This is a genomic window from Pseudomonas sp. AL03 (genome assembly GCF_029960815.1).
Taxonomy (GTDB): Bacteria; Pseudomonadota; Gammaproteobacteria; order Pseudomonadales; family Pseudomonadaceae; genus Aquipseudomonas.
The window spans coordinates 174,557-187,143 of record NZ_JASBRE010000001.1 but is presented as its reverse complement, the minus strand read 5'-3'; the positions used below and the strand labels follow the sequence as shown (position 1 = coordinate 187,143).

Annotated in this window: 11 protein-coding genes and 1 pseudogene; 9 read left to right on the top strand and 3 right to left on the bottom strand. The window is 59.0% G+C overall.

The genetic code is table 11. From position 1 onward, the window contains the following. Positions 1-26 precede the first annotated feature (26 nt). From QK293_RS00790 to QK293_RS00770, 5 genes are all read left to right on the top strand, one after another. A complete protein-coding gene (locus QK293_RS00790) occupies positions 27-1,622 on the top strand; it encodes an ABC transporter substrate-binding protein (protein WP_282375034.1) in 1,596 nt (531 codons plus the stop codon). A 72-nt stretch (positions 1,623-1,694) separates the two neighbouring features. Further along, positions 1,695-2,705, top strand: coding sequence for an ABC transporter permease subunit (locus tag QK293_RS00785; protein WP_282375033.1), 1,011 nt, complete (start codon positions 1,695-1,697; stop codon positions 2,703-2,705). 13 nt (positions 2,706-2,718) lie between these two features. Continuing rightward, on the top strand, positions 2,719-3,630 hold the full coding sequence (locus tag QK293_RS00780; protein WP_282375325.1) for an ABC transporter permease subunit: 912 nt from the start codon (positions 2,719-2,721) through the stop codon (positions 3,628-3,630). A 10-nt stretch (positions 3,631-3,640) separates the two neighbouring features. Further along, positions 3,641-4,609, top strand: coding sequence for an ABC transporter ATP-binding protein (locus QK293_RS00775; protein ID WP_282375032.1), 969 nt, complete (start codon positions 3,641-3,643; stop codon positions 4,607-4,609). Further along, positions 4,609-5,589, top strand: a complete 981-nt coding sequence (locus QK293_RS00770; protein ID WP_282375031.1) for a peptide ABC transporter ATP-binding protein — start codon at positions 4,609-4,611, stop codon at positions 5,587-5,589. Before QK293_RS00775 ends, QK293_RS00770 begins: the two co-directional genes overlap by 1 nt. A 102-nt stretch (positions 5,590-5,691) precedes the next feature. Here the strand turns inward: QK293_RS00770 and QK293_RS00765 are convergent, their stop codons facing one another. Together QK293_RS00765 and QK293_RS00760 are read right to left on the bottom strand one after the other, a co-directional pair. Further along, positions 5,692-5,937 carry a hypothetical protein gene (locus QK293_RS00765; protein ID WP_282375029.1) on the bottom strand — a complete coding sequence of 82 codons (246 nt, stop codon included), beginning with the start codon at positions 5,935-5,937 and terminating at the stop codon, positions 5,692-5,694. 154 nt (positions 5,938-6,091) lie between these two features. Then, positions 6,092-7,329, bottom strand: a pseudogene (locus tag QK293_RS00760) (MFS transporter). Between the two features lie 233 nt (positions 7,330-7,562). On the opposite strand from QK293_RS00760, the gene QK293_RS00755 reads away from it, so the two are divergent. Beyond that, positions 7,563-7,925 (top strand): DUF4440 domain-containing protein, encoded by a 363-nt coding sequence (locus tag QK293_RS00755; protein ID WP_282375028.1) that lies wholly within the window; start codon positions 7,563-7,565, stop codon positions 7,923-7,925. Positions 7,926-8,159: 234 nt separating this feature from the next. Here the strand turns inward: QK293_RS00755 and QK293_RS00750 are convergent, their stop codons facing one another. Beyond that, a complete protein-coding gene (locus tag QK293_RS00750) occupies positions 8,160-9,743 on the bottom strand; it encodes a peptide chain release factor 3 (RefSeq protein ID WP_282375027.1) in 1,584 nt (527 codons plus the stop codon). Positions 9,744-10,230: 487 nt separating this feature from the next. Between QK293_RS00750 and QK293_RS00745 the strand changes: the two genes are divergently transcribed. The 3 genes from QK293_RS00745 to QK293_RS00735 are packed head-to-tail and all read left to right on the top strand — an operon-like array spanning position 10,231 to position 12,566. Beyond that, positions 10,231-10,947, top strand: a complete 717-nt coding sequence (locus QK293_RS00745) for an ABC transporter permease (RefSeq protein WP_282375026.1) — start codon at positions 10,231-10,233, stop codon at positions 10,945-10,947. A 20-nt stretch (positions 10,948-10,967) separates the two neighbouring features. Then, positions 10,968-11,861: a glycine betaine ABC transporter substrate-binding protein gene (locus tag QK293_RS00740; RefSeq protein WP_282375025.1), complete on the top strand. Its 894-nt coding sequence runs from the start codon at positions 10,968-10,970 to the stop codon at positions 11,859-11,861. 12 nt (positions 11,862-11,873) lie between these two features. Further along, on the top strand, positions 11,874-12,566 hold the full coding sequence (locus QK293_RS00735) for an ABC transporter permease (protein WP_282375024.1): 693 nt from the start codon (positions 11,874-11,876) through the stop codon (positions 12,564-12,566). Positions 12,567-12,587 lie beyond the last annotated feature (21 nt).

The window sequence follows — 12,587 nt, the reverse complement described above, 5'->3', positions numbered from 1 at the left end:
TTCAACCGATTGCAGAGGGTTCTTTGATGAAAATGCTTCCCCTACGTGCGGCCATCGCTGCCGCGTTGCTGAGTGTCGCTGTTGGCGTCTCGGCCAAACCCCTGGTGGTTTGCACCGAAGCCAGTCCGGAAGGTTTCGACACCGCCCTGTACACGACTGCAGTCACCGCTGACGCCGCGGCTGAAACCATCTTCAATCGCCTGGCGGATTTCAAGCCCGGCACCACGGAAGTGATTTCGGCACTGGCCGAGTCCTGGGATATCAGCGAGGACGGTCTGACCTACACGTTCCACCTGCGCAAAGGCGTCAAGTTTCACACCACCGAATATTTCAAGCCGACCCGCGACATGAATGCCGACGACGTACTTTGGAGCTTCCAGCGGCAGCTGGACCCAAATCACCCTTGGCACAAACAATCGAGCGTAGGCTTCCCGTACTTTGAAAGCATGGGTTTCAAAGAGCTGCTTAAAAGCGTCGAGAAGGTTGACGACAACACCGTCAAATTCACTCTGACCCGTCGCGAAGCGCCTTTCCTGGCCGACATCGCCATGGCGTTCGCATCGATCTACTCCGCCGAGTACGCCGATCAACTGCTCAAGGCCGACAAAATGGGCGACCTGAACAACAAACCGGTCGGCACCGGCCCGTTTGTGTTCCAGCGCTACAACAAGGACGCACAGGTTCGCTTCAAGGCCAACCCGGACTACTTCCGCGGCAAGCCACCGGCTGACGCGCTGATCCTGGCCATCGCCACTGACAACAACGTGCGCCTGCAAAAGCTCAAGGCCAACGAGTGCCAAATTGCGCTGTATCCGAAACCGGATGACATCCCGAGCATCAAGAAAGACGCCAAACTGAGTGTCGATGAACTGAACGCGATGACCGTTTCGTACATCGCGATGAACACTTCGCACAAGTACATGAGTGATGTGCGCGTACGTAAAGCCATCGACATCGCCTTCGACAAGGCCGCGTACGTCAACGCGCTGTTCGGCAAAGGCAATGCGACCGTGGCGGTCAATCCGTACCCGGACACCCTGCTGGGCTACAACCACGACCTGAAGAATCCGCCACGGGATCTGGACAAGGCTCGCGCCCTGCTCAAGGAAGCCGGCGTGCCGGAAGGCACTACGTTTACCCTGTTCACCCGTAACGGCGGCGGTCCAACCAACCCGAACCCGATGCTCGGCGCGCAGATGATGCAGGCTGACCTGGCGAAGGTCGGGATCACGGTCGACATTCGCGTCATGGAATGGGGCGAAATGCTCAAACGCGCGAAAAACGGCGAGCACGACATGGTGTCTGCCGGATGGGCGGGCGATAACGGCGATCCGGATAACTTCCTGACGCCTATGCTCAGTTGCGAAGCCGCCAAAAACGGCGAAAACTACGCGCGCTGGTGCAATGAGAAGTTCCAGGCGCTGATCGATGAAGCCCGGGCTAAAGTGAACCCGGCGGAACGCGCAGCGCTCTATGAGCAAGCCCAGGAAGTTTTCAATCAGGACCAGCCATGGATCAGCATGGCGCACACCCGTATGTTCACCGCAATGCGCAACAACGTAGAGGGCTATCACATTAGCCCGCTCACCACTAATAACTTCGCCACCACCCAGGTGAAGTAGATAAGAAACTACCGGCATTCCTGACCCAGGAATGCCGGGCACGCCTAACCGGCTGATGAGGTACACCACAAGATGTTTAGTTTTATTGCCCGCCGATTGGGGTTATTGATCCCCACATTCTTCGGCATCACCTTGCTGACTTTCGCACTGATTCGCATGATTCCTGGCGACCCCGTGGAAGTGATGATGGGCGAACGTCGCGTCGACCCCGAAATGCATGCTCAGGCAATGGAACGCCTAGGTCTGAACAAACCCCTGTATGCCCAATACCTGGATTACGTTGGCAAATTGGCCCACGGCGATCTCGGCGAATCCCTGCGTACCCGTGAAAGTGTCTGGACGGAATTCACCTCTCTATTCCCCGCGACCCTGGAACTGTCCATGGCCGCTCTGTTGTTCGCCGGCATCCTGGGCCTTCTGGCCGGGGTGATCGCGGCACTCAAGCGAGGATCCCTGTTCGACCACGGGGTGATGGGCATCTCCCTGGCGGGATATTCGATGCCGATCTTCTGGTGGGGCCTGATCCTGATCATGTTCTTCTCGGTGTCGCTGGGCTGGACGCCGGTGTCCGGGCGGATCGACCTGCTCTATGACATCGAGCCGCGGACCGGCTTCATGCTCATCGACACGCTGCTGGCCGATGACGTCGGTGCGTTCTTCGATGCGCTGCACCACCTGATCCTGCCGGCCATTGTGCTTGGCACCATCCCGCTGGCGGTGATCGCGCGGATGACCCGCTCTTCGATGCTCGAAGTGCTGCGTGAAGACTACATCCGTACCGCCCGCGCCAAAGGCCTGTCGCCGTCGCGCGTGGTGTTCGTTCACGGTCTGCGTAACGCGCTGATTCCGGTACTGACCGTGGTCGGCCTGCAAGTCGGCACATTGCTGGCCGGTGCGGTCCTGACCGAAACCATCTTCTCCTGGCCCGGCATCGGCAAATGGCTGATCGAAGCCATTGGCGCACGGGATTATCCCGTGGTGCAGAACGGCATCCTGCTAATCGCCTGCCTGGTGATTCTGGTCAACTTCGTGGTGGACATCCTCTACGGCTTTGCCAACCCACGCATTCGTCACCAGCGCTGAGATCATCATGACCATGACCACTTCAATTCCATCGGTAGCAGTCGATCAAAGCCTGCTGTACCCGTCCCCCTACAAAGAGTTCTGGCAAGCGTTCTCCAAGAACAAAGGCGCCGTCGCCGGCCTGATGTTCATGCTGCTAGTGATTTTCTGCGCACTGTTCGCCCCTTGGGTGGCACCGCATAACCCGAGCGAGCAGTACCGCGACTTCCTGCTGACCCCGCCGTCCTGGCTGGAAGGTGGGCAAATCCAGTTCCTGCTCGGCACCGATGAACTGGGTCGCGACCTGCTGTCGCGTCTGATCCACGGTTCGCGCCTGTCCCTGCTGATCGGCTTGTCGTCGGTGGTGATGTCGCTGATTCCGGGCATCCTGTTGGGTCTGTTCGCCGGGTTCTACCCGCGCCTGCTGGGCCCGACCATCATGCGTCTGATGGACATCATGCTGGCCCTGCCGTCCCTGCTGCTGGCGGTGGCGATTGTCGCCATCCTCGGCCCTGGCCTGATCAACACCATTATTGCCATCGCCGTGGTGTCCCTGCCGTCCTATGTTCGTCTGACCCGCGCTGCGGTGATGGGCGAGCTGAACCGCGACTACGTGACCGCTGCGCGCCTGGCCGGCGCCACGCTGCCGCGCCTGATGTTCATCACCGTGCTGCCTAACTGCATGGCACCGCTGATCGTTCAGGCGACCTTGAGCTTCTCCTCGGCGATTCTCGATGCCGCGGCACTGGGCTTCCTCGGCCTTGGCGTGCAACCGCCAACCCCTGAGTGGGGCACCATGCTGGCTTCGGCTCGCGACTACATCGAACGCGCCTGGTGGGTCGTCAGTCTGCCTGGTTTGACCATTTTGCTCAGCGTGCTGGCAATCAACTTGATGGGCGACGGCCTGCGCGATGCGCTGGACCCGAAACTCAAGAATGCCGCCTGAGGAGATTCAAATGTCACTGTTAGAAATCAAGAATCTCAACGTTCGCTTCGGCGACAAGAACGCCGTTCCGGTGGTCGACGGTCTCGACATTACCGTGGACAAGGGCGAAGTTCTGGCCATCGTTGGCGAATCGGGTTCCGGCAAGTCCGTGACCATGATGGCGCTGATGGGCCTGATCGAACATCCGGGGATCGTCACCGCCGACGCGCTGAATTTCGACGGCAAGGACATGCTCAAGCTCAGCAACCGTCAGCGTCGCAAAATCGTCGGCAAAGACCTGGCCATGGTCTTCCAGGACCCGATGACCGCGCTGAACCCCAGCTACACCGTCGGTTTCCAGATCGAAGAAGTGCTGCGCCTGCACCTGAAAATGTCTGGCAAGCAAGCCCGCGCACGCGCCATCGAACTGCTGGAAAAAGTTGAAATCCCGGGCGCCGCCAGCCGTATGGACGCCTACCCGCATCAACTGTCTGGTGGCATGAGCCAGCGAGTCGCAATCGCCATGGCGATTGCCGGCGAACCGAAACTGCTGATCGCCGACGAACCGACCACCGCACTGGACGTCACGATTCAGGCGCAAATCATGGACCTGCTGTTGGCGCTGCAGAAAGAGCAGAACATGGGCCTGGTGCTGATCACTCACGACCTCGCGGTCGTGGCCGAAACCGCTCAGCGTGTGTGCGTGATGTACGCCGGCCAAGCGGTCGAAGTCGGTCAGGTTCCTCAGCTGTTCGACATTCCGGCGCACCCGTACAGCGAAGCGCTGCTCAAGGCGATTCCGGAACACAGCCTGGGCGCCACGCGCCTGGCGACGCTGCCGGGCATCGTTCCCGGTCGTTATGACCGTCCGCAGGGTTGCCTGCTGTCGCCGCGGTGCCCGTATGTGCAGAATTCCTGCCGTCAGCAACGTCCAACCCTTGACCCGAAAAGCAACAGCCTCGCCCGCTGCTTCTACCCGCTGAATCAGGAGGTGGCGTAATGGCCGTCGTACTTACCGCCCGCGACCTGACCCGTCACTACGAAGTGTCCCGTGGCCTGTTCAAGGGCCATGCGACCGTGCGCGCCTTGAACGGTGTGTCGTTCGAACTGGAAGCCGGCAAAACCCTCGCTGTCGTCGGCGAATCGGGCTGCGGTAAATCCACCCTGGCCCGTGCCCTGACGCTGATCGAAGAGCCGTCCTCCGGTTCCTTGAAAATCGCAGGGCAGGAAGTCACCGGCGCGAACAAGGCTGAACGCAAGCAGCTGCGCAAAGACGTGCAGATGGTGTTCCAGAGCCCTTACGCGTCGTTGAACCCACGGCAAAAAGTCGGTGATCAGCTCGGCGAGCCGCTGCTGATCAACACCAACCTGTCGGCTTCCGAACGTCGCGAGAAAGTTCAGGCGATGATGAAGCAGGTGGGCTTGCGTCCTGAGCACTACCAGCGTTATCCGCACATGTTCTCCGGCGGTCAGCGCCAGCGGATCGCCCTGGCCCGCGCGATGATGTTGCAGCCTAAAGTGCTGGTCGCGGATGAACCGACTTCGGCGCTGGACGTGTCCATTCAGGCACAGGTGCTGAACCTGTTCATGGACTTGCAGCAAGAGTTCAACACCGCTTACGTGTTCATCTCCCACAACCTGGCGGTGGTGCAACACGTCGCCGATGACGTGATGGTGATGTACCTCGGTCGCCCTGTGGAAATGGGACCGAAGAACGACATCTACGAGCGTCCTCTGCACCCGTACACCCAGGCGTTGCTGTCGGCCACCCCGACCATTCACCCGGACCCGAACAAGCCGAAAATCAAAATCGTCGGCGAATTGCCCAACCCGCTGAACCCGCCATCCGGCTGCGCGTTCCACAAGCGCTGCCCGTACGCGACCGAGCGCTGCAGCACCGAAGAGCCGGCCCTGCGCCTGCTCGACAGCCGCCAGGTGGCTTGCCACTACGCCGAGCAATTCCTCGACGGCGCGGCATAAAAAAACGCGCCCCGATCACCGGGGCGCGCTTTTGATGAGTTGAAAAAAACCCTACATTTGGATGGTGCATCAGTCCGGCAGAAGGGGTTTTTTGTCTGTCATTTAAGCCCCTTCATCCTCGTCGGTGTCCGGTTCGTCGGTGGTCGAGTCGTCATCGTCCGCGCTACCACCCTGCCCCTGATCGCCCGGTTCCGATTCGGATTTTGCAATCATCAAGGCAGTGTGTGTCACCGGCCCGCTCGAGGCCTGCTCACCATGGTCCGGGCATTCCGCCCACGCCGCCGACATGCCAACGGACAGCATCACCAAAACCTTAAACAACAGCCCAATGCGTTGAACAATGCTCATAGCCGATTCCATCCTTCATAAGTGAGGCGTGGGTGCCTGTCTGGCGCTGAATGAAATTTAGTTCCGATCAGCGCGGTTCTCCAGATAGGACGCTAACGAATGGACGGAATGCCGTTGGCGGGGAGATTGGTTTTAAATAATGCCTATAGCCAGATCAGCTAAGTGAGGCGGGCTCACCGCGCGCTAAGGGAAGATCCTTTTGATGCTCCGACAAGCGAGTTGCTTGATAAATCAGCGGTATGGAAAGCATCGCCAGAACCGCGCTTGCCAGCCAGACGCTATGCCCACCGAAATGACCATACAGCTGGCCTCCAAGCACGGGCGAAAGCAGCGCACTCGCACTCCAGCACATGAAAAAAAGACCAAAGTAGTGCCCACTTTTTCCTGCTTGCGCATGCCGCATAACCAGCACGTTCAGGGGCGGCATGAATAGAGCTTCGCCAAACGTCCAAACCACCGTCGACAGGCAGACATACAACAGCCCGGTACCGAAAGGCAGCATTCCGAGCCCGCAAGCCAACAACACGCTGCCTGCCACCAATTGCCGGCGTGCCCCCAGCGCTCGCTCCAATGAGACAGAGGAATTTGCAGTAACACCACCAGCACTGCATTGAGTGCAAATTGCCATCCGATGACTTCAGTATCCAACTGATAATAATCGAGCAAATAGTTGCCCAGCATGCTGTAGACCGTGTCAAAGGCAAGGCCGAGCAAGACAGCAGCCGCCAACAACCAAAGGAAAGGTTTATCTCGATACGGGACGCAGGAGCCTGAAGCACTATCAGACACCTCATCCGGTATCAGAACCGGTCGATGCCATGTCGTGCGGACAAACCAGAGCAACGCCAACAGCGTCATGACCGCACTGGCAAAAAACACCCAGCGAAAATCAGTCTGCGCCAAAACCCCACCGACCACCCCTGCGACAGCCATACCCAGGTTTCTGGCAACACGACTCAGTGACTGTGCACGAGCGCGCTGCGCAACCTGGCAATATTCCATGATCAACCGCTGATGAAGCGTTCGAATCGCACCATCGAGTACACCGCTGAACAGCAGCATGCCTGCCAGCCAAGGCACTTCAGTGACCAGCCCCAACAAGAGCAGTACCCACGCCGAGACAAAAAACAACGCCGCAGTGAGCCTCGCCGTGGAGAAGTGATCACTCAGCAGTCCGCCCACCATTGACCCTATCAGCAAGCCGGCCCCGTAACCGGATAACAACCAGCCAACGGTTTCAATCGCCAGCCCCAGTTCCTGGCGCAGGTACAGCGCCATGAACAGTTTGACCATGGTGCTCAACCGATTGATGAAGAGCAGCGCGGCAAGCACCCAGGCCATTGGACAGAAGTAGCCATCTAATCGAATCAGGTGAGTCAGCCGACTTGTCATTCCATTGATCCTTAAAAAGGCAGCTATTTGCGAACTGCCTTTCAAACAGTAGACGGCTACGACTTAGTTGTCTCGAGTAGAAATGCCAACAACGCAAAACCAGAGTCAAGCTACCCGACCAAGGGAAAAAACCTACGGAAAAACCGTTGCGCAACATCCCATTCTCATGGGTTAGCAGCGCTCCGGAGCCTTGAGTTAAGGTATCGCTGAACTTTCAGACAAAGGCCGCAGCCATGGATTTGTCAAAAACACTGTTGATACTTGAGCAGCACCTGCTTTCACAGGCTGTTCGGAGTAATGCCGAAGATGTCTCACGCCTGCTCGCCGACGACTTCGTCGAGTTTGGCGCCAGCGGCAATATATGGTCGAAGGCAGAAGTGGTCGAGCAATTGCCTCTACAGCCATTCACGCAACGAACGATCAGCGAATTCACCACCAAATCCCTGTCAGAAAATACCGCACTGGTGACCTATCACTGCCAAAACGTCGCTATCGATCAACGCGCCACAACCAACAGCTTGCGTAGCTCTGTCTGGCGCAAGCATGGCGAGCAATGGCAGATGATTTTTCACCAGGGAACATTTCTGTCTACATAGTGAGCTGCGGACTTGGCGGGAGATTGGTTTTGAATAGGGTTAGGTCGAATGGTTCCGAAATAATCGCTCCCACGCTCTGCGTGGTAGCGCCTCAATGGACGCTCTGCGTCCGCTTCTGGGACGCGGAGCGTCCCGGGCTGCTTTCCCACGCAGAGCGTGGGAACGATCAGGCTTCAGACAATAAAAAACCCCGCAGCTTTCGCAACGGGGTTTTTCTGTGTAGCCGCTCAGCCCTTAATGATGCTCACGCGTCGCACGGAACTTCACATCCGGCCAGCGCTCTTCCATCAGCGCCAGGTTGACTCGGGTCGGAGCCAGGTAGGTCAGGTGACCGCCGCCGTCAATCGCGAGGTTTTCCACGGCCTTGATCTGGAACTCTTCGAGCTTCTTCTTATCGCTGCAATCGATCCAGCGTGCGGAATAAACAGTGATCGGCTCATACGAGCATTCAACCTTGTATTCCTCTTTCAAGCGGCTGGCGACCACATCGAACTGCAGCACACCGACGGCGCCGAGGATGATGTCATTGCTGCGCGTCGGGAAGAACACCTGGGTCGCGCCTTCTTCCGCCAGTTGCTGCAGGCCCTGACGCAGTTGCTTGGACTTGAGCGGGTCGCGCAGACGCACGCGACGGAACAGTTCCGGGGCGAAGTGCGGGATACCGGTGAAGCCCAGGACTTCGCCTTCGGTGAAGGTGTCGCCGATCTGGATGGTGCCGTGGTTGTGCAGGCCGATGATGTCGCCGGCAAACGCTTCTTCCAATTGCTCACGCTCGGAGGAGAAGAACGTCAGCGCATCGCCGATCCGCACGTCTTTGCCGGTGCGCACGTGGCGCATCTTCATGCCTTTTTCGTACTTGCCGGAGCAGATACGCATGAAGGCGATGCGGTCGCGGTGTTTCGGGTCCATGTTCGCCTGGATCTTGAACACGAAGCCGGCGAATTTCTCTTCAGCCGGCTCCACGGTGCGCTCGTTGGCGACACGGGCCAGCGGCTTCGGCGCCCAGTTGACCACGGCGTCGAGCACGTGATCGACACCAAAGTTGCCCAGTGCAGTACCGAAGAACACCGGAGTCAGTTGGCCGTCGAGGAATTCCTGCTGATTGAATTCGTGACAGGCTCCCTGCACCAGTTCCAGCTGATCGACGAAGCGATCGTACTCGTCGCCCAAGTGCGCGCGGGCTTCATCGGAGTCGAGCTTCTCGATGATTTTCACATCGGTGCGCTCGTGGCCGTGACCGGAGGTGTACACGATGATGTAGTCGTCGGCGAGGTGGTAAACGCCCTTGAAGTCGCGGTAGCAACCGATCGGCCAGGTGATCGGCGCCGCCTTGATCTTCAGGACCGCTTCGATTTCGTCGAGCAGTTCGATCGGGTCGCGGATGTCGCGGTCGAGTTTGTTGATGAAACTGATGATCGGTGTGTCACGCAGACGGCAAACGTCCATCAGCGCGATGGTCCGTGGCTCTACACCCTTGCCGCCATCGAGGACCATCAAGGCCGAGTCCACCGCCGTCAGGGTGCGGTAGGTATCTTCGGAGAAGTCTTCGTGGCCCGGGGTGTCGAGCAGGTTGATCATGTGATCGCTATACGGGAACTGCATGACCGACGTGGTAATGGAAATACCCCGTTGTTTTTCCATTTCCATCCAGTCGGAGGTGGCATGGCGGTCGGATTTACGGGATTTCACCGTGCCAGCAATCGCAATCGCCTTGCCCATCAGCAAGAGCTTCTCGGTGATGGTGGTTTTACCGGCATCGGGGTGGGAAATAATGGCGAAAGTGCGGCGCTTCGCGACTTCGGCGGCCTGTTTGGTCATGGGAAATCGCCTGGCAGGTGATTCAAAAAAGGGCGGCGAGTATAGCGCAAACCGAGCGTCACGGACCACCGTTCGCCCGTAGCAGCTGCCGAGGGACGAGGCTGCGTCCGGCGGCGAAGCCGTCGTAAAACCGGACCTGCGGTGTATCAGACAGACCGCGTGTATCGATCCTACGACGGCTGCGCCGCCGAACGCAGCCTCGCAGGCTCGGCAGCTGCTACATCGGGTAATCGACATCAAGGGTGGCTAAATGCTTCTAAATATGGAACCTTTTAAAAGGTGGAGGCGTCCACTCCCCTGTTACGGCACTCGTACCAGGGACTGAAAAATCAGCAAGTTGGCCTGACGAGGCTGCGCTTATGGCTCGATCTCATGCGGTTTCATCAGCATGAAGAGCTGCTTCTCGCGAACGTTGATAATCCCGGCAGCCAGGAATGGCATGCCCCACGGGACTGCGTTCGCCGACAAAGAAAAAAGGAGTCCGCCTGTGGCTATTCGCTATGGCAAGGGGCTGATAGGAGGTGCGGTTGTCGTCGCCCTTCTGGCCCTGCTGGTCCACTGGATTGGCACCAACACGATCGAACAGTACCGCGACGATTTGTTGTTTTACCTACAAGCTCATCTGATTCTCGTCCTCGCTTCCATGCTGGCCGCCCTCATTGTGGGCATACCCGCCGGTATCTTTCTCAGCCGCCCGACCATGGTGGGCCGCGCTGAACGCTTCATGCAGATCTTCAACATCGGCAACACTGTGCCGCCTCTTGCCGTACTGGCCATCGCCCTGGGGATCCTCGGCATCGGCAGTGGCCCCGCGATTTTCGCTCTGTTCCTCGCCTCGCTGTTGCCGATTGTGCGCAACACCTATGAAGGCCTGCAAAACGTCCAGGGATCGCTCAAGGAAGCCGCCGTCGGCATCGGCATGACGCCGACTCAAGTGCTGTGGCGGGTCGAACTGCCGAACGCTGTGCCGATCATCATCGGTGGCGTGCGCGTGGCCCTGGCGATTAACGTCGGGACTGCACCGCTGGCGTTCCTGATCGGCGCCAACAGTCTGGGCAGCCTGATTTTCCCTGGCATCGCCCTGAACAATCAGCCGCAACTGCTGCTCGGCGCGGCCTGCACCGCCCTGCTGGCCTTGCTGCTCGACGGTCTGGTGACACTCGCCAGCCGCCTCTGGCTCGAACGCGGCCTTCGCCCGTCTTAAGCCTCGGCAAAGGAATATTTATGAAAAGACTGACCTTATTATTGGGCTGCGTCCTGCTGTTCGCAGGATTTGCCCAAGCCGCTGAAAAACCCGTGATCCGCATTGGCGCCAGGGTGTTCACCGAACAAACCCTGCTGGCGGAAATCACCTCCCAATACCTGCGCACCAAGGGTTACGACACTCAGGTGACCGGCGGTCTGGGCAGCAACCTGGCTCGCAGCGCCCACGAAAGTGGTCAGCTGGATTTGATGTGGGAATACACCGGCGTGTCGCTGGTGGCTTACAACCATGTCACTGAAAAGCTCGACAGCGCTCAGTCCTACGCCAAGGTGAAAGAACTCGACGCAAAAAAAGGCCTGATCTGGCTCACACCGTCGAAATTCAGCAACACCTACGCCCTGGCCCTGCCGGAAAACACCGCGAAGGCGTATCCGCAGATCAACACCATCAGCGAGCTGAACACGGTGATGCAGGCTGAGGCGAAGACCCATCATCTGGTGGCGCTGGACACCGAGTTCGCCAACCGCTCCGACGGTCTGGACGGCATGGTGGACCTCTACGGCATGAACCTGACCCGCAAAAACATCCGCCAGATGGACGCAGGGCTGGTCTACACCGCCCTGCGCAATGGTCAGGTGTTTGCCGGTCTGGTCTACACCACCGACGGTCGTTTGAACGCCTTCAAGCTGAAACTGCTCGAAGACGACAAGCACTACTTCCCGGACTACACCGCCGCGCCAGTGGTGCGTCAGGTCTACCTCGACGCTCACCCGAAACTCGCCGAAGAACTCAAGCCGCTGGCGGAACTGTTCGATGACGCCACCATGCGCCAGCTCAATGCGCGGGTCGATGTCGATCACGAAAGCCCTTCATCCGTTGCCGCCGATTTCCTGCGCCAGCACCCTATCAACTGAGGAGGAAAAGCCATGGAATTTCTGAACGCCTTTTCCCACCTCGACTGGCCGCTGGTCCTGCAACTGACCGGGCAGCACATCACCCTCGTCGGTATTGCCGTGACCTTGGCGATTCTGGTCGGCGTGCCGCTGGGCATCCTGATGACACGCTTCCCGACCCTCGCCGGCCCGTTGCAAGCCAGCGCCACGGTGCTGCTGACCGTGCCGTCGATTGCCCTGTTCGGCCTGCTGTTGCCGTTCTACTCCACGTTCGGCCAGGGCTTGGGGCCGATGCCGGCGATTACCGCGGTGTTTTTGTATTCGCTGCTGCCGATCATGCGTAACACCTACCTCGCCCTGACCGGCGTCGAACCCGGCATTCGCGAAGCCGCGCGCGGCATCGGCATGACCTTCGGCCAGCGCCTGCGCATGGTCGAGTTGCCGATCGCCGTGCCCGTGATCCTCGCCGGCGTGCGCACCGCGGTGGTCATGAACATTGGTGTCATGACCATCGCCGCGACCATCGGCGCCGGTGGCCTCGGTGTACTCATTCTCGCTTCCATCAGCCGCAGCGACATGTCGATGCTGATCGTCGGCGCCGTGCTGGTCAGTCTCCTGGCCATCTTCGCCGACCTGCTTCTGCAATGGCTGCAACGCACGCTGACGAGTAGGGGGTGTTCGCCGCAAATGGCGGGCGCGCCGTCGCCCCACAAAGCGCAAGACTAGGCGCGAGGAGAGAGATTTGGT

Bases quoted from the DNA above. Each gene is read 5' to 3' on its own strand.
- QK293_RS00790 (WP_282375034.1), top strand. From the start codon at position 27: ATGAAAATGCTTCCCCTACGTGCGGCCATCGCTGCCGCGTTGCTGAGT.
- QK293_RS00785 (WP_282375033.1), top strand. From the start codon at position 1,695: ATGTTTAGTTTTATTGCCCGCCGATTGGGGTTATTGATCCCCACATTC.
- QK293_RS00780 (WP_282375325.1), top strand. From the start codon at position 2,719: ATGACCACTTCAATTCCATCGGTAGCAGTCGATCAAAGCCTGCTGTAC.
- QK293_RS00775 (WP_282375032.1), top strand. From the start codon at position 3,641: ATGTCACTGTTAGAAATCAAGAATCTCAACGTTCGCTTCGGCGACAAG.
- QK293_RS00770 (WP_282375031.1), top strand. From the start codon at position 4,609: ATGGCCGTCGTACTTACCGCCCGCGACCTGACCCGTCACTACGAAGTG.
- QK293_RS00765 (WP_282375029.1), bottom strand. From the start codon at position 5,937: ATGAGCATTGTTCAACGCATTGGGCTGTTGTTTAAGGTTTTGGTGATG.
- QK293_RS00755 (WP_282375028.1), top strand. From the start codon at position 7,563: ATGGATTTGTCAAAAACACTGTTGATACTTGAGCAGCACCTGCTTTCA.
- QK293_RS00750 (WP_282375027.1), bottom strand. From the start codon at position 9,743: ATGACCAAACAGGCCGCCGAAGTCGCGAAGCGCCGCACTTTCGCCATT.
- QK293_RS00740 (WP_282375025.1), top strand. From the start codon at position 10,968: ATGAAAAGACTGACCTTATTATTGGGCTGCGTCCTGCTGTTCGCAGGA.
- QK293_RS00735 (WP_282375024.1), top strand. From the start codon at position 11,874: ATGGAATTTCTGAACGCCTTTTCCCACCTCGACTGGCCGCTGGTCCTG.